19 protein-coding genes are annotated in these 16,460 nt (G+C 60.8%); 18 read left to right on the top strand and 1 reads right to left on the bottom strand.

The window, feature by feature from the left end; genetic code table 11:
• Window positions 1-212 precede the first annotated feature (212 nt).
• The 18 genes from fliE to flhB all read left to right on the top strand — a co-directional run bounded on the left by fliE (window position 213) and on the right by flhB (window position 15,461).
• Complete coding sequence (gene fliE / locus QLG10_RS23365; RefSeq protein ID WP_033044919.1) at window positions 213-542, top strand: flagellar hook-basal body complex protein FliE; 330 nt, start codon at window positions 213-215, stop codon at window positions 540-542.
• Between the two features lie 15 nt (window positions 543-557).
• Window positions 558-2,345: a flagellar basal-body MS-ring/collar protein FliF gene (fliF, locus tag QLG10_RS23370; protein ID WP_110746140.1), complete on the top strand. Its 1,788-nt coding sequence runs from the start codon at window positions 558-560 to the stop codon at window positions 2,343-2,345.
• Window positions 2,338-3,357 (top strand): flagellar motor switch protein FliG, encoded by a 1,020-nt coding sequence (gene fliG, locus QLG10_RS23375; protein ID WP_110746142.1) that lies wholly within the window; start codon window positions 2,338-2,340, stop codon window positions 3,355-3,357. The genes fliF and fliG overlap by 8 nt, the downstream gene beginning before the upstream one ends.
• Before the next feature lie 4 nt (window positions 3,358-3,361).
• Window positions 3,362-4,144 (top strand): flagellar assembly protein FliH, encoded by a 783-nt coding sequence (gene fliH / locus QLG10_RS23380; RefSeq protein ID WP_110746144.1) that lies wholly within the window; start codon window positions 3,362-3,364, stop codon window positions 4,142-4,144.
• Complete coding sequence (fliI, locus tag QLG10_RS23385) at window positions 4,134-5,492, top strand: flagellar protein export ATPase FliI (protein WP_282488127.1); 1,359 nt, start codon at window positions 4,134-4,136, stop codon at window positions 5,490-5,492. The genes fliH and fliI overlap by 11 nt, the downstream gene beginning before the upstream one ends.
• A gap of 6 nt (window positions 5,493-5,498) precedes the next feature.
• Window positions 5,499-5,948, top strand: coding sequence for a flagellar export protein FliJ (gene fliJ / locus QLG10_RS23390; RefSeq protein ID WP_033044922.1), 450 nt, complete (start codon window positions 5,499-5,501; stop codon window positions 5,946-5,948).
• A gap of 165 nt (window positions 5,949-6,113) precedes the next feature.
• On the top strand, window positions 6,114-6,413 hold the full coding sequence (locus tag QLG10_RS23395; RefSeq protein ID WP_282488128.1) for an STAS domain-containing protein: 300 nt from the start codon (window positions 6,114-6,116) through the stop codon (window positions 6,411-6,413).
• Window positions 6,414-6,418: 5 nt separating this feature from the next.
• Window positions 6,419-8,125, top strand: a complete 1,707-nt coding sequence (locus tag QLG10_RS23400; protein ID WP_282488132.1) for a fused response regulator/phosphatase — start codon at window positions 6,419-6,421, stop codon at window positions 8,123-8,125.
• Between the two features lie 30 nt (window positions 8,126-8,155).
• Window positions 8,156-8,506, top strand: coding sequence for an Hpt domain-containing protein (locus QLG10_RS23405; RefSeq protein WP_110746150.1), 351 nt, complete (start codon window positions 8,156-8,158; stop codon window positions 8,504-8,506).
• A 101-nt stretch (window positions 8,507-8,607) separates the two neighbouring features.
• Window positions 8,608-9,885 (top strand): flagellar hook-length control protein FliK, encoded by a 1,278-nt coding sequence (locus tag QLG10_RS23410; RefSeq protein WP_282488129.1) that lies wholly within the window; start codon window positions 8,608-8,610, stop codon window positions 9,883-9,885.
• Window positions 9,886-10,050: 165 nt separating this feature from the next.
• On the top strand, window positions 10,051-10,551 hold the full coding sequence (fliL, locus tag QLG10_RS23415) for a flagellar basal body-associated protein FliL (RefSeq protein ID WP_110746154.1): 501 nt from the start codon (window positions 10,051-10,053) through the stop codon (window positions 10,549-10,551).
• 9 nt (window positions 10,552-10,560) lie between these two features.
• Window positions 10,561-11,529, top strand: coding sequence for a flagellar motor switch protein FliM (gene fliM / locus QLG10_RS23420; RefSeq protein ID WP_020796965.1), 969 nt, complete (start codon window positions 10,561-10,563; stop codon window positions 11,527-11,529).
• Between the two features lie 64 nt (window positions 11,530-11,593).
• On the top strand, window positions 11,594-12,052 hold the full coding sequence (fliN, locus tag QLG10_RS23425; RefSeq protein ID WP_179056147.1) for a flagellar motor switch protein FliN: 459 nt from the start codon (window positions 11,594-11,596) through the stop codon (window positions 12,050-12,052).
• A complete protein-coding gene (gene fliO, locus QLG10_RS23430) occupies window positions 12,053-12,505 on the top strand; it encodes a flagellar biosynthetic protein FliO (protein WP_282488130.1) in 453 nt (150 codons plus the stop codon).
• Window positions 12,505-13,263 (top strand): flagellar type III secretion system pore protein FliP, encoded by a 759-nt coding sequence (gene fliP / locus QLG10_RS23435; RefSeq protein WP_188265312.1) that lies wholly within the window; start codon window positions 12,505-12,507, stop codon window positions 13,261-13,263. The genes fliO and fliP overlap by 1 nt, the downstream gene beginning before the upstream one ends.
• Entirely contained in the window at window positions 13,260-13,529 is a 270-nt protein-coding gene (fliQ, locus tag QLG10_RS23440; RefSeq protein ID WP_020796969.1) for a flagellar biosynthesis protein FliQ, read from the top strand. Before fliP ends, fliQ begins: the two co-directional genes overlap by 4 nt.
• Before the next feature lie 3 nt (window positions 13,530-13,532).
• Entirely contained in the window at window positions 13,533-14,318 is a 786-nt protein-coding gene (fliR, locus tag QLG10_RS23445) for a flagellar biosynthetic protein FliR (protein ID WP_179056143.1), read from the top strand.
• Between the two features lie 3 nt (window positions 14,319-14,321).
• On the top strand, window positions 14,322-15,461 hold the full coding sequence (gene flhB / locus QLG10_RS23450) for a flagellar biosynthesis protein FlhB (RefSeq protein ID WP_110746159.1): 1,140 nt from the start codon (window positions 14,322-14,324) through the stop codon (window positions 15,459-15,461).
• Between the two features lie 220 nt (window positions 15,462-15,681).
• On the opposite strand, the gene QLG10_RS23455 is transcribed toward flhB, so the two are convergent.
• Window positions 15,682-16,446, bottom strand: a complete 765-nt coding sequence (locus QLG10_RS23455) for an RHS repeat-associated core domain-containing protein (RefSeq protein ID WP_282488133.1) — start codon at window positions 16,444-16,446, stop codon at window positions 15,682-15,684.
• Between the last annotated feature and the right edge of the window lie 14 nt (window positions 16,447-16,460).

Genomic DNA, 16,460 nt, shown 5'->3' on the forward strand with positions numbered 1-16,460 from the left:
CCGTAGGAGCCAGGCTTGCCGGCGAACCAGGCGCTGCGGTGCACCTGTCACACCGCATCATCGTTCTTCGCGGGCAAGCCTCGCTCCTAAAGGGGGGATCGCGCTGCCGGCTTTTGTTTGAGGTAGGCACGGAGCTGGCACCCTTGTTGCTAACACCTCGTTACCCGCTGAGTGAGCGTCAAAAAATTGCGGGCCGCCAAAGAGAGTAGAGCATGAGCCAAGGTATTGAATTCAATCGATTGATGCTGGATATGCGGGCCATGCAAATGGACGCCATGTCTGCGCCGAAATCGACTGCCGCCGTCCCTGAATTGAATGGCAGCAGCTTTGCCGACATGCTCGGTCAGGCCGTCAACAAGGTCAACGACACCCAGCAGGCTTCCACGTCGTTGGCCAACGCCTTCGAGATCGGCAAGAGCGGTGTCGACCTGACGGACGTGATGATTTCCTCGCAGAAGGCCAGCGTGTCTTTCCAGGCATTGACCCAGGTGCGCAACAAGCTGGTCCAGGCGTATCAGGACATCATGCAGATGCCGGTTTAAGGACGAGATTGAGTCATGGCAGATGCTATCGCTGACAATGTTCCGGCCAAGGCCAACTCCGTAGACGGCAAACCGCCGCTGTTCGGGTTGTCCTTCCTGGAAAACCTCTCCGAGATGACCATGCTGCGCCAGGTGGGGCTGATGGTCGGCCTGGCCGCGAGCGTGGCGATTGGCTTTGCCGTGGTGTTGTGGTCCCAGCAGCCGGATTACCGTCCGTTGTATGGCAGCCTTGCCGGCATGGACGCCAAGCAGGTGATGGATACCCTGGCGGCCGCCGATATCGCCTATACCGTGGAACCCAATTCCGGCGCCTTGCTGGTCAAGGCCGAAGACCTGTCCCGCGCACGCCTCAAGCTCGCGGGCGCTGGTGTCACTCCCAGCGATGGCAACATCGGTTTTGAGATCCTCGACAAGGAACAGGGCCTGGGCACCAGTCAGTTCATGGAAGCGACCCGTTACCGTCGCGGCCTGGAAGGCGAATTGGCGCGCACCATTTCCAGCCTGAACAATGTCAAGGGTGCCCGCGTGCACCTGGCAATCCCGAAAAGTTCGGTGTTCGTGCGCGACGAGCGCAAGCCCAGCGCGTCGGTGTTGGTCGAGCTGTATTCCGGGCGTTCGCTGGAGCCGGGGCAGGTCGTGGCCATCATCAATCTGGTGGCGACCAGCGTTCCCGAACTCAGCAAGTCGCAGATCACCGTTGTCGACCAGAAAGGTAACCTGCTGTCCGATCAGGCGGAAAACTCCGAACTGACCATGGCCGGCAAGCAATTCGATTACAGCCGCCGCATGGAGAGCATGCTCACCCAGCGCGTGCACAACATTCTGCAACCGGTGCTGGGCAACGACCGATACAAGGCCGAAGTCTCGGCGGATGTCGACTTCAGCGCCGTCGAGTCCACCTCCGAACAGTTCAACCCCGACCAGCCGGCATTGCGCAGCGAGCAGTCGGTGAACGAACAGCGCACCGCCAGTAACGGCCCGCAGGGTGTGCCGGGTGCCCTGAGCAACCAGCCGCCGTCGCCAGCCTCGGCGCCGCAAACCACCGGTGGCGCCACGGCGTCGGCCGGCATGGTGCAGCCAGGCCAGCCATTGCTCGATGCCAACGGCCAGCAAGTCATGGATCCGGCCACCGGCCAGCCAATGCTCGCACCGTATCCGGCGGACAAGCGCCAGCAATCGACCAAGAACTTCGAGCTCGACCGCTCCATCAGCCACACCAAGCAACAGCAGGGGCGATTGAATCGCCTGTCGGTCTCGGTGGTGGTCGATGACCAGGTCAAGATCAACCCGGCCAACGGTGAAATCGCCCGTGCGCCGTGGAGCGCCGATGAGCTGGCCCGTTTCACCCGCCTGGTGCAGGACGCGGTCGGCTTCGATGCCAGTCGTGGCGACAGCGTCAGCGTGATCAACATGCCGTTCTCCACCGAGCGCGGTGAAGTGATTGCCGATGTGCCGTTCTACTCCCAGCCGTGGTTCTGGGACATCGTCAAGCAGCTGCTGGGTGTCCTGTTCATTCTGGTGCTGGTGTTTGGTGTGTTGCGTCCGGTGCTCAACAACATCACCGGTGGCGGCAAAGGCAAGCAGTTGGCGGGCATCGGCAGCGACGTCGAGCTCGGCGGCATGGGCGGCCTGGACGGCGAGCTGGCCAACGACCGTATCAGCCTCGGAGGCCCGACCAGTATCCTGTTGCCGAGCCCGAGCGAAGGCTATGACGCGCAGTTGAACGCAATCAAGAGTCTGGTGGCAGAAGACCCGGGCCGTGTCGCCCAGGTCGTGAAAGAGTGGATTAACGCAGATGAGTGATAACCGAGCCATTGCCGCCAAACTGAGCAAGGTCGACAAAGCCGCGATCCTGCTGCTGTCGCTGGGCTCAACCGACGCTGCCCAGGTGTTGCGTCACATGGGGCCCAAAGAGGTCCAGCGTGTCGGCGTGGCCATGGCGCAGATGGGTAACGTGCACCGTGAGCAGGTCGAGCAGGTGATGAGCGAGTTTGTCGACATCGTCGGCGACCAGACCAGCCTGGGCGTCGGTTCCGATGACTACGTTCGCAAAATGCTCACCCAGGCCCTGGGCGAGGACAAGGCCAACGGCCTGATCGATCGCATCCTGCTGGGTGGCAATACCAGCGGCCTGGACAGCCTGAAATGGATGGAACCGCGCGCGGTCGCCGACGTGATCCGTTACGAGCACCCACAGATCCAGGCGATCGTGGTGGCGTACCTCGATCCGGATCAGGCCGGTGAAGTGCTGGGCAACTTCGACCATAAGGTGCGCCTGGATATCATCCTGCGGGTTTCCTCGCTCAACACCGTGCAGCCTGCGGCCCTCAAGGAGCTCAACCAGATTCTCGAGAAGCAGTTCTCCGGTAACTCCAATGCTTCGCGCACAAGCCTGGGCGGCATCAAGCGCGCAGCCGACATCATGAACTTCCTCGACAGCTCGATCGAAGGCCAGCTCATGGACTCGATCCGCGAAGTCGATGAGGACCTGTCCGGTCAGATCGAAGACCTCATGTTCGTGTTCAACAACCTGGCCGATGTCGATGACCGCGGCATCCAGGCGTTGCTGCGCGAAGTGTCCTCCGACGTGCTGGTGCTGGCCCTCAAGGGCTCGGACGAAAGCGTCAAGGAGAAGATCTTCAAGAACATGTCCAAGCGTGCGGCCGAACTGTTGCGCGACGATCTCGAGGCCAAGGGCCCGGTGCGCGTCAGCGATGTGGAAACCGCGCAGAAGGAAATCCTCACCATCGCCCGTCGCATGGCCGAAGCGGGCGAAATCGTGCTCGGCGGCAAGGGCGCCGAGGAAATGATCTAACGCCATGGCCAAGAATGACGAGCTGCCCTCTGACTTGATCCGCGCCAGGGATGTCGGAGGTTTCGATACCTGGGCGCTGCCCAGCTTCGATCCGCCGGCCCCTGAGCCGGAGCCCGAGCCCGAACCCGAGCCGCCGGAAATGGAGGAGGTGCCGCTCGAAGAGGTCCAGCCACTGACCCTCGAAGAGCTCGAGAGCATTCGCCAGGAAGCCTACAACGAAGGTTTTGCGGTGGGCGAAAAAGAAGGGTTCCATAGCACCACGCTCAAGGTTCGTCAGGAAGCTGATGCGGTGTTGGCGGCCAAGGTTGCCGCGCTTGAAAAGTTGATGGCGCATCTGTTCGAGCCCATCGCCGAACAAGACACGCAGATTGAAAAGTCCTTGGTCGAACTGGTGCGGCACATGACCAAACAGGTGATCCAGCGCGAACTGGCCATGGACTCGACGCAGATCGAACACGTGATGCGCGAAGCCCTCAAGCTGTTGCCGTTGGGCGTCAACAACGTGCGGCTGTACATCAATCCGCAGGATTTCGAACAGGTCAAAGCCCTGCGCGAGCGACATGAGGAAACCTGGCGCATTGTCGAGGACGAGGCGCTGTTGCCCGGTGGTTGCCGAGTCGAAACCGAACACAGCCGCATCGATGCCACGGTCGAAACCCGTGTGACGCAGGTGATGGACAAGCTGTTCGACCAGCTTCACGAGCAGGCCTTGCACCCGGCGGCGCCGGATCTGAGCATCGATCTGTCCAGCGCAAGCAAACCAGCGGCGGTTCCCGATGCACCTTAAGCGCACCAGTTTCACCAAGCGCCTGAGCAGTTACGCCGGGGCGATCGAACTGGCCGGCGCACCGATCCTCGAAGGCCGCCTGTTGCGCATGGTCGGCCTGACCCTCGAAGCCGAGGGCTTGCGCGCGGCCATGGGCAGCCGCTGCATGGTCATCAACGATGACAGCTATCATCCAGTGCAGGTCGAAGCCGAAGTCATGGGCTTTTCCGGCAGCAAGGTGTTTTTGATGCCGGTGGGCAGCGTAGCCGGCATTGCCCCCGGTGCGCGGGTGGTGCCCCTGTCCGACAGCGGTCGCTTGCCGATGGGCATGAGCATGCTCGGGCGCGTACTCGACGGTGCCGGACGCGCCCTGGATGGCAAGGGCGGAATGAAGGCCGAAGACTGGGTGCCGATGGACGGCCCGACCATCAACCCGCTCAAGCGCGAGCCGATCAGCGAGCCCCTGGATGTGGGCATTCGCTGCATCAATGGCATGTTGACGGTCGGGCGCGGTCAGCGACTTGGCCTGTTCGCCGGTACCGGCGTCGGTAAATCCGTATTGCTGGGCATGATGACGCGCTTCACAGAGGCCGACATCATCGTCGTCGGCCTGATCGGTGAGCGCGGTCGAGAGGTCAAGGAGTTCATCGAGCACATCCTCGGTGAAGAAGGGCTCAAGCGCTCGGTGGTGGTGGCGTCGCCCGCCGACGATGCACCGCTGATGCGCCTGCGCGCCGCCATGTATTGCACGCGAATCGCCGAGTATTTCCGCGACAAGGGCAAGAACGTGCTGCTGCTGATGGATTCGCTGACGCGTTTCGCCCAGGCCCAGCGGGAAATTGCCCTGGCCATCGGCGAGCCACCGGCGACCAAGGGGTATCCGCCCTCGGTGTTCGCCAAGTTGCCGAAACTGGTAGAGCGCGCGGGCAATGCCGAGAAGGGCGGTGGCTCGATCACCGCGTTCTATACCGTGCTGTCCGAAGGCGACGACCAGCAGGACCCGATTGCCGACTCGGCGCGGGGTGTGCTCGACGGGCACATCGTGCTGTCGCGGCGCCTGGCCGAGGAAGGCCATTACCCGGCCATCGATATCGAAGCCTCCATCAGCCGGGTCATGCCGGCGGTAGTCTCGCCGGAGCACATGACCCGCGCGCAGTACTTCAAACAATTGTGGTCGCGCTACCAGCAAAGCCGCGACCTGATCAGCGTCGGCGCCTACGTCGCCGGCGGTGACCGCGAGACCGACCTGGCGATTTCCTTGCAGCCGCAACTGGTCAAATACCTGCGCCAGGGCCTCAACGACAGCATCAGCCTGGGCGAAAGCGAGGCGTATCTCGCCTCGATCTTCGCGCCCGCGGCGGGCGGTTAACCGGCCATGGCCCAGACTCGGGCGGGCCGCCTGGCCCCCGTGGTGGAAATGGCCGAGAAGGCCGAGAAAACCGCGGTCCAGCGCCTGGGCCACTTCCAGGGGCAGGTGCGCCTGGCCGAAAGCAAGCTGGCCGACCTCGAAGCCTTTCGACTCGACTATCAGGAACAGTGGATCGTACGCGGCAGCAGTGGCGTGTCCGGCCAATGGCTGCTGGGCTACCAGGGCTTTCTCGCGCAGTTGGGCACGGCCATCGATCAACAGCGGCAAAGCCTGGCCTGGCACCAGAACAACCTGAACAAGGCGCGCGACACCTGGCAGCAGGCGTTCGCCCGGGTAGAAGGCTTGCGTAAGCTGGTCCAGCGCTACCAGGACGAAGCGCGGGCGCTGGAGGACAAGCGCGAGCAAAAGCTGCTGGATGAATTGTCCCAGCGGTTGCCGCGCCAGGATCAATATTGATTGTTGCCTTCGAAAAGATCGCAGCCTGCGGCAGCTCCTACAGGGTTACGCATTTTTCTGTAGGAGCTGCCGCAGGCTGCGATCTTTTGATCTTGATTTGCCCCAACCTCTACCCAATGCTAAACCTTGTACAAGAAGGTTTACCAACGACAAGGAAGCCATGACATGTCAGTCGTTTCAGAAGTGTCCCCGGATGGGCAAAAGCTGACGATATCGGTCAAGGGACGATTCGATTTCGCCAAGCATCAGGAATTTCGGCAATCCTACGAAGACAAGTCGCTCGCCGAAGTCGTCGTCGATCTGAAGGAAGCCACCTACCTCGACAGTTCCGCCCTGGGCATGCTGCTGCTGTTGCGAGATCACGCTGGCGGCGACGATTCCGATATCCGCGTGGTCAACAGCAGTTGCGATGTGAGGAAAATCCTCGCCATTTCCAACTTCGACAAGCTGTTCGACATCAGTTGATCACTGTGCAACCGGCACTCGAATCGCTGACGATCCTGATCGCCGAAGACAGCGCCGCCGATCGGATGCTGTTGTCGAGCATCGTGCGCCGTCAGGGGCATCAAGTGCTGACGGCCGCCAACGGCGCCGAAGCGGTGGAAATGTTTCGCCAGCAACGGCCGCAGCTGGTGTTGATGGACGCGATGATGCCGGTGATGGATGGCTTCGAGGCGGCCGCGCAAATCAAGGCATTGGCGGGCGAAACCCTGGTGCCGATCATCTTCCTCACCTCGCTGTCGGAAAACCAGGCATTGGCCCGCTGCCTGGAGGTCGGGGGTGACGATTTTCTGGCAAAACCCTACAACCAGGTGATCCTCGCCGCCAAAATCAAGGCGATGGACCGCTTGCGGCGCTTGCAGGCCACTGTCGTGCAGCAGCGCGACCAGATCGCCAGGCACCATGAATACTTGCTCAACGAACAGCGCGTGGCCAAGGCGGTGTTCGACAAGGTGGCTCATTCCGGCTGCCTGAATGCGCCCAACATCCGCTACCTGCAATCGCCTTACGCATTGTTCAACGGCGACTTGCTGTTGGCCGCCTTCACCCCGGCAGGGGACATGCATGTGCTGCTCGGCGATTTCACCGGCCATGGCCTGCCCGCCGCCGTTGGCGCCATGCCCCTGGCCGAAGTCTTCTACGGCATGACCGCCAAGGGCTACGGCCTGGCGGAAACCCTGCGCGAGATGAATGCCAAGCTCAAGCGCATCCTGCCGGTGGACATGTTCTGTTGCGCCACGATGCTGTGCCTGAGTGTCCAGAATCGCTCGGTGGAGGTCTGGAACGGCGGCATGCCGGACGGCTACCTGCACAGCGTTGCCAGTGGCGAGCGAACGCCACTGACCGCGCGGCATTTGCCACTGGGGGTGCTGAGCCCGCCAACCTTCGATGATCGCACCGAAGTGTTTCCGATGGCCCTGGGTGATCGGATATTCCTGTTGTCCGACGGGGTGATTGATACCTGCGACGCCGATGAGCAGCTGTTTGGTGTGCAGCGGTTGCAGCAGGTATTTGCCGCCAATCGTCAACCCGACACCTTGTTCGAGGATATCGAGCAGGCGCTTCGGGACTTTCGTGGTGAGGCGCGCGACGACGTCAGCATGGTCGAGGTCAGCCTGCCTGCGCCCACGCAGGCGAGCCCGCCGCTGCCGATCTATTCCGACAGTGGCCAGTCCTGCCCTCTGGACTGGTCGGCCAGTTTCGAGTTTCGCGCTGCAACGCTCAAGCGCTTCAATCCGTTGCCCTACCTCTTGCAATTGTTGCAGGAAGTACACGGTCTGCGGGCTCAAAGCGGGGCGCTCTACAGCGTTCTGGCCGAGTTGTACTCCAACGCCCTGGAGCATGGAGTGCTAGGCCTGGATTCCAGCCTTAAGCGGGATGTGTCGGGTTTCACCCGCTATTATCAACAGCGCAATGCACGCCTGGACGAGCTTGAGGACGGTTATGTCCGGGTGCATTTGCAGGTTACCCCGCAAGGCGAGGGTGGATGCCTGGCAATTCGCGTCGAGGACAGCGGCAAGGGATTTGATGTCGGGCGGGTACTGGAACGTCCCGTCGATCCTGTCCGTCTGTCTGGACGTGGCATCAGACTGATCCGTCAGTTGGGTCATAATGCAAGCTGGTCTGACGATGGTCGAAGTGCCCGCGTGGAGTTTCTCTGGAAGGCTCTGGCATAATCCATAAATTCTTGATCAAGGAGCGAACAAGTGGCTGATGAACATCTGGACCTCGACGCGCTGAACGAGTTGCGCGAGGTCATGGAGGACGCGTATCCGCAGTTGCTGGATACCTTTCTCGCCGATTCCGAAGAGCGCCTGCAAGCGTTGCGCGAGGCAGGTAAAGCTGCGCAGCTGGTAGGCGTGGCGCACAGCTTCAAAGGCAGCAGCAGCAATATGGGTGCCGTCAAGCTTGTCGCGCTATGTGACGAGCTTGAGAAAAATGCTGAAAAGCTTTCGCCCTCCGAAATCCACGAGCTGATCACTGCCATCGACCTTGAGTTCGCGATCGTTCGGCCTCTTTACGAAGCTGAGCGGCAACGGTCCCTGGCGGAGAGCTGAGGCGCACGACGCTTTTCGTCGCCATCAGGCGAAACTGGCCCGCCCCTTGCAATCAACTCTTGCAACTGTACCTACGATCCCAGTGCAGCGGAGACCGTTACATGCCCTTTACCCCAAATTCTCTTCTTCAGGCCGCCGCCCAGGCCAAGAGTCAGGCCACCGCCGCCCCTTCCACGAAGGTCGCCGCCGAGCCCGGGGACAAGGCGTCGAGCTTCTCTCAGGTGTACGCCGCACAAGGCCGCAACCCGGCTGCTGACGAAGCTTCGAAACCACAACCTCACAAGGCCGACAGCTTCGGTAAAAAGGACGGCGTCAAGGATAACGCTGCCGCCGAGACGCCTGTCGTTGCCGATAGCGGCAAAAGCTTGCCCGCCGACAAACCGGCGCAAGCCGACGACACGCAGGACAGCGCCGATGCGACGGACGAACAGGCAGGGGGCGTCGAAGCGGCGCCGGTTGATCCTGCCGCGGTGCTTGTCGTCGCGGCGCCTGTTGTAGCTGATCAGCCAGCCGTCGAAGCGCCCGTTGCGGCGGTCATCCCGCCAGCCGTCCCCGCCACTGACACAGGATTCGATCCCGAAGCCGACCCACTGGACGCCCTGCCAGCCCTGCGCATGGCCATGGAGCAGAGTGGCCATGTCTCGGCCTCAAGCCAGACACAACCCAAGGCACCTCCGACAGAGGTCGACGGTGCACGGACCGCAGCGCAGACCTTCGCCGCCGGCATGGCAAACATGCTCGACGTGCAAACCGACAAGGACAGTACCGACCAGGGCGGCGACCAGGCCTTCAGTGGCCTGATCGATGATGGGCTCAAGGACCTCAAGTCTGCCAGCAGCGATACCCGGGTCGACGATTTCGCAAACCGCCTGGCGGCACTGACCCAGGCAGCGACGCCAAAAACCGCCAACGCCCTGCCGGTCAACCAGCCCATCGCGATGCATCAGAGCGGCTGGACCGAAGAAGTGGTGAATCGGGTCATGTACCTGTCCAGCGCCAATCTCAAGGCCGCCGACATCCAGTTGCAGCCGGCCGAACTCGGTCGTCTCGACATTCGGGTGAACATGGTGCCCGATCAGCAGACCCAAGTGACGTTCATGAGCGCGCATCCGGGCGTGCGTGAAGCGCTGGACGGGCAGATGCAGCGTTTGCGCGACATGTTCACCCAGCAGGGCATGGGCCAGGTTGACGTCAACGTCTCGGACCAGTCCCGAGGATCCCAGGACCAGGCGCAACAACATCAGGCGCAGAGCGGGCGCGGCAGTGCCGGCGGCGGTCGCCTTGATTCGATGGATGACGAGCTTTCGGCCAGCGTTACCCAAGTTGCGGCCAGTCCGACTAGCGTGATTGGCTCCAGCGCAGTCGATTATTACGCCTGATAATTCGCGGCGCCCCCTAAAAGATCGCAGCCTTCGGCAGCTCCTACAGGATGTACGCAGTCCAATGTAGGAGCTGCCGCAGGCTGCGATCTTTTGCTTCTGGCATAACACTTGCTCTTGCCTAGTCGCGCGACTGTAAAAACCGAATAGTGACGGATTATTGGCATGGCGAAGAGCGACGCAGCAGTAAAAGACCCCGCAACCAAAGGCAAACTCAAGCTGATCATCTTGATCGTGGTGGCGCTGTTGCTGGCGATCGGCTTGTCCGTGGGGGCGACCTGGTACTTCATGCACAGTGCCCAGAGCAAGCCTGCCGTCCTGAGCGAAACCAGCCCCGCGGGCAAGCAGCCTGCCGTTTTCGAGCCGATGGCCCCGGCGTTCGTGGCCAACTACAACCAGAACGGGCGCCAGCGCTACATGCAAGTGAGCATTACCATGCTTGCGCGCAACCAGGCGGATCTGGACGCGCTCAAGGTGCACATGCCGGTGATCCGCAACAACCTGGTGATGCTGTTCTCCGGTCAGGATTTCGCGACCCTCGCCTCGCCGGTCGGCCAGGAAATGTTGCGCCAGAAGGCCACCGCCAGCGTCCAGGAAGTGGCGCAGAAAGAGCTCGGCAAAGTGGTGATCGAACAGTTGCTTTTCACTAATTTCGTACTGCAGTAGGAACACGACATGGCCGTGCAGGACCTGCTGTCCCAGGATGAGATCGACGCGCTGTTGCATGGCGTCGACGATGGTCTGGTACAGACCGATATCGCTGCCGAACCCGGCACCGTCAAGAGCTACGACCTGACCAGCCAGGATCGCATCGTCCGTGGACGCATGCCGACGCTGGAGATGATCAACGAGCGTTTTGCCCGCTACACGCGCATCAGCATGTTCAACATGCTGCGCCGCTCGGCAGACGTGGCGGTCGGTGGTGTGCAGGTGATGAAGTTCGGCGAATACGTGCACTCGCTGTACGTGCCGACCAGCCTCAACCTGGTCAAGATCAAGCCGCTGCGCGGCACGGCGCTGTTCATCCTCGACGCCAAGCTGGTGTTCAAGCTGGTGGACAACTTCTTCGGCGGCGATGGCCGTCACGCCAAGATCGAAGGCCGTGAGTTCACCCCGACCGAATTGCGCGTGGTGCGCATGGTCCTGGAGCAGGCATTCGTCGATTTGAAGGAAGCCTGGCAGGCGATCATGGAAGTGAACTTCGAGTACATCAACTCGGAAGTGAACCCGGCCATGGCCAATATCGTCGGCCCGAGCGAAGCCATTGTGGTGTCGACCTTCCACATCGAACTCGATGGCGGTGGCGGCGACCTGCACGTGACCATGCCTTACTCGATGATCGAACCGGTGCGCGAAATGCTCGATGCCGGCTTCCAGTCCGACCTGGACGACCAGGACGAACGCTGGGTCAACGCCTTGCGCCAGGACGTGATGGACGTCGATGTACCGATCAACGCCACGGTTGCCCGTCGCCAGTTGAAGCTGCGCGACATCCTGCACATGCAGCCGGGGGACGTGATTCCCGTGGACATGCAGGAAGAACTGGTCATGCGCGCCAACGGCGTGCCGGCCTTCAAGGTCAAGATGGGTTCGCACAAGGGCAACCTTGCACTGCAAGTGATCGAGCCGATCGAGCGCCGTTGAGGCGGCGCGACTCCCCCTATTAATCAACTCTTCTAATTGAAGAGTTGTTCGCCGAGGACAAATGATGGCTGACAATATGAATACCCTGGACGATCAGGCGCTGGCTGATGAGTGGGCTGCGGCCCTGGAAGAAACCGGCGACGCCGGGCAGGCCGATATCGACGCATTGCTGGCCGCCGATGCTGGCCGTTCCTCGTCCAACCGCCTGCCCATGGAAGAGTTTGGCAGCGTGCCGAAAAACAACGAGCCGGTGAGTCTCGAAGGCCCGAACCTGGACGTGATCCTCGATATCCCGGTGTCGATCTCCATGGAGGTCGGCAGCACCGACATCAACATCCGCAACCTGTTGCAGCTCAACCAGGGCTCGGTCATTGAACTGGATCGCCTGGCCGGTGAGCCGCTGGACGTGCTGGTCAACGGCACCCTGATCGCCCATGGCGAAGTGGTGGTGGTCAACGAGAAGTTCGGCATCCGCCTGACCGACGTGATCAGCCCAAGCGAACGCATCAAGAAGCTGCGCTGAGTGAAAAGGCTCCTGGGGTTGTTTTCGGGGCTGGCCCTGGCGTTGCCAGGCCTTGTGCTGGCCGCCGAGCCTGTCGCCAATGCCGCCGTCGCGCCCGCGGTCAACAGCGGCGTGACCGGGCAGTTGACGCAGCTTGTGCTGGGTTTATTGCTGGTGCTGGGGCTGATTTTCTTCCTCGCCTGGCTCTTGCGCCGGGTGCAACACGCCGGGCCGGCCGGCAAGGGTCAGGTCATCGAGTTGATCGGCTCCCGCGCGCTGGGGCCCCGTGATCGCTTGATGCTCGTGCAAGTCGGCAACGAACAGATCCTGCTCGGCCTGAGCCCGGGCACCATCACCGCGTTGCATGTGCTCAAGGAACCGGTGCAGGTGCCGAGCGGCACTGAAAAAGCTACCCCCGAGTTTGCCCAGCGCCTGATGGAGTTGATGGGCAAGGATCAGAAGGATAAGAAGTAATGGGCGCGCTGCGCATCGTCTTGACCCTGGCCATGATGCTGGCCGCGCCGCTGGCGTTCGCCGCCGATCCATTGTCGATCCCGGCCATCACCTTGGGCACCAACGCCGAAGGTGCCCAGGAATATTCGGTCAGCCTGCAGATCCTGCTGATCATGACCGCGCTGAGTTTCATCCCGGCGTTCGTCATGCTGATGACCAGCTTCACCCGGATCATCATCGTCTTCTCGATCCTGCGTCAGGCCCTGGGCCTGCAGCAGACGCCGTCGAACCAGATCCTCACCGGCATGGCGCTGTTCCTGACGATGTTCATCATGGCGCCGGTGTTCGACCGGGTGAACCAGGATGCCTTGCAACCCTACCTGGCGGAAAAGATGACCGCCCAGGATGCCGTGGCCAAGGCCCAGGTACCGATCAAGGACTTCATGCTGGCCCAGACGCGCACCAGTGACCTGGAGTTGTTCATGCGCCTGTCCAAGCGCACCGACATCGCCACGCCGGACCAGGCGCCGCTGACCATCCTGGTGCCGGCCTTCGTGACCTCCGAGCTCAAGACCGCGTTCCAGATCGGCTTCATGATCTTCATCCCGTTCCTGATCATCGACCTGGTCGTGGCCAGTGTGCTGATGGCCATGGGTATGATGATGCTCTCGCCGCTGATCATTTCCCTGCCGTTCAAAATCATGCTGTTCGTGCTGGTCGATGGCTGGGCGCTGATCATCGGCACCTTGGCGAGCAGCTTCGGCGGTGTCTCGCCATGACGCCTGAAGTTGCCGTCGATATCTTCCGCGAAGCCTTGTGGCTGACCACGCTGATGGTCGCGGTGTTGGTGATCCCGAGTCTGCTGGTCGGCCTGGTCGTGGCGATGTTCCAGGCCGCGACGCAGATCAACGAACAGACCTTGAGCTTCCTGCCGCGCCTGCTGGTGATGCTGGTAACGCTGATCGTCGCCGGCCCTTGGCTGGTGCAGACGTTCATGGAGTACATCCTGCAGCTGTACGGCAGTATTCCGCAGGTTATCGGCTAAGCCATGTCGTCGCTGCTGCAGCTGACCGATACCCAGATCAGTACCTGGGTGGCGACGTTCATGTTGCCGCTGTTTCGCGTCGGCGCCTTGCTGATGGTGATGCCAGTGTTCGGCACTTCCCTGGTACCCAAGCGCATTCGCCTGTACTTCGCCCTCGCCATCACCGTGGTCATCGCTCCGGGCCTGCCGCCGATGCCGCCGGTGAATGCGCTGGACCTGAGCGGTCTGCTGCTGATTGCCGAGCAGATCCTCGTCGGCGCGATCCTGGGGTTCTCCCTGCAACTGTTTTTCCAGGCCTTCGTGGTGGCGGGGCAGATCGTCGCGATCCAGATGGGCATGGGCTTCGCATCGATGGTCGACCCCACCAACGGCGTGTCGGTGGCGGTGATCGGGCAGTTCTTCACTATGCTGGTGACGCTGATGTTCCTCTCCATGAACGGCCATCTGGTGGTGTTCGAGGTGCTGACCGAGAGCTTCACCACCTTGCCGGTCGGCAGCGGCCTGATGGTCAACCATTACTGGGAACTGGCCGGCAAACTCGGCTGGGTGCTCGGCGCGGCGCTGCTGCTGGTGCTGCCGGCGATCACCGCGTTGCTGGTGGTCAACATTGCGTTTGGCGTGATGACCCGCGCCGCGCCGCAACTGAACATCTTCTCCATCGGCTTCCCGCTGACCCTGGTGCTCGGGATGTTCATCCTCTGGGTCGGGCTGGCGGACATTCTCAACCAGTATCAACCGCTGGCCTCCGAGGCCTTGCAGTTTTTACGCGAACTGGCACAGGCGCGCTGAGGCATGGCTGAGAGCGAAAGCGGTCAGGACAAGACAGAAGACCCCACGGAGAAAAAGAAGAAGGACGCCCGTGAGAAGGGTGAGATTGCCCGTTCCAAGGAGCTCAATACCCTGGCGATCATGCTCGCTGGAGCGGGTGCGCTGCTGGTCTTCGGAGGGGCCCTGGCGCAGGACATGATGGACCTCATGCGCCTGAATTTTTCCCTGTCGCGTGACGTGGTGCTGGACCAGCGTTCGATGGGCACCTACCTCCTGCATTCGGGGCAGATTGCCTTGCTGGCGATCCAGCCGGTGATGATCACCCTGCTGCTGGCCGCCTTGATCGGCCCGATCTCCCTCGGTGGCTGGCTGTTTTCCGCCGGCACCATGGCACCCAAATTCAGCCGCATGAACCCCGGCGCGGGTCTCAAGCGCATGTTCTCGGCCAAGGCCGTGACCGAACTGCTCAAGGCCCTGGCCAAGTTCTTCATCGTCCTGTTCGTGGCCTTGGCGGTGTTGTCGGCGGACATCGACGACCTGCTGCGCATCGCCCACGAACCGCTGGACCGGGCCATCACCCACAGCCTGCAAGTGGTCGGGTGGAGTACCTTGTGGATGGCCTGCGGGCTGATCATCATCGCCGCCGTCGACGTGCCGATCCAGATCTGGGAAAGCATCAAGAAGCTCAAGATGACCAAGCAGGAAATCCGCGATGAGCACAAGGACCAGGAGGGGCGGCCGGAGGTCAAACAACGGATTCGCCAACTGCAACGCGAGATGTCCCAGCGCCGGATGATGGCGGCGGTGCCGGATGCCGACGTGGTCATCACCAACCCGACCCACTATGCCGTGGCCCTCAAGTACGACCCGGACAAGAGCGGGGCGCCGATGTTGATTGCCAAGGGCAGCGACTTCCTGGCGTTGAAGATTCGCGAAATTGCGACGGCCAATGAAATTCTGCTGTTGGAATCGCCGGCGTTGGCGCGGTCGATTTACTACTCCACTGAGCTTGAACAGGAAATCCCGGGTGGGCTGTACCTGGCGGTGGCGCAGGTGTTGGCGTACGTCTATCAGATTCGCCAGTACCGCGCAGGCAAGGGCAAGCGGCCGGATCCGCTCAAGGATGACTTGCCGATCCCGCCGGATTTGCGCCGCGATTCCTGAAATCCAAAGCAAACGATCGCGGCCTCCGGCAGCGGTATCTCGACTATCGCTCTATCAGAGCGATAGTTCTCGACTGATCATCGAGGGAGGGACTTGGCAGCTCCTTAAGTGTTTTGCCTGAGATGTAGATCGAGCTCCAACCTCCATGTTCACTCGTATAGTTCGGACGGTATCTTGGGCCCGTCTCTGGCGAGAGCTCGGGTGGCTCCTGTATTCTTTTTTACTCTGGCTTAAAGTGTCTCAATGCGTAATCTCGGATGTACTGTACTCTTTTAATTATTGTCTTCCCTGCAGCTTCTTCCAGGCGTTTTTTTACATTTGGGGGGAAGTGCTCGTTAGCTAGGTGGTGGAAGAAAGCTGCGGCGTCTTCGAAAAAATCGGTACGCAATACTTCTTGACCTGACTTGCTCATGGCTATAATGGGTTTTTTCGGTGCGGGAATTCCTGATTTGTTGTATCGGATTCCTTCTTTGTAATGATGGAAATATCGATCGGTGGCCAGCTCGAGAGTGGCGGGTATTCTGAATTTACTGATATCTCCTGTGTCTTTTCTCGCGGCCGTTAGAGTATTGGTTTCGTCAAATAAGGTTTTAAGTTCTGTGGCTTTTTCAGTTAATAGTTCTTTTACTGCGTTGGGTGATGACGTTCGTGTTTTGATAATTTTTTTCCTTACTGATCTGGAGGCTGATTTATTTATATAAGTATGAGTTTTTGACATAAATGCTTGTGCGATAGGGCTGTGACCGATTGGGTCCATTAGATTGATAGGGTCGCCCCAGCAATACGTATACGAGTTCAATCCGCCCTCGCCAAATGGACTCAAACTATCCGGACTATTAAACCGCATCAATAGCGGATTAAACGCCCGATACCCATTCCCCAGTAAATAACACCTGGTTACCGCATCCGGTCGTTCGCCATTGAAAGCGAGCAGGCTGAGTAACCCGCTTTCACCAGTGCGGTGGCCGTAGGGCGTATAGGCAATGGGCGGTGTTGGAT

Origin of the sequence: Pseudomonas sp. V98_8, from assembly GCF_029967975.1 — a bacterium.
GTDB classification, from domain to species: Bacteria; Pseudomonadota; Gammaproteobacteria; order Pseudomonadales; family Pseudomonadaceae; genus Aquipseudomonas; species Aquipseudomonas umsongensis.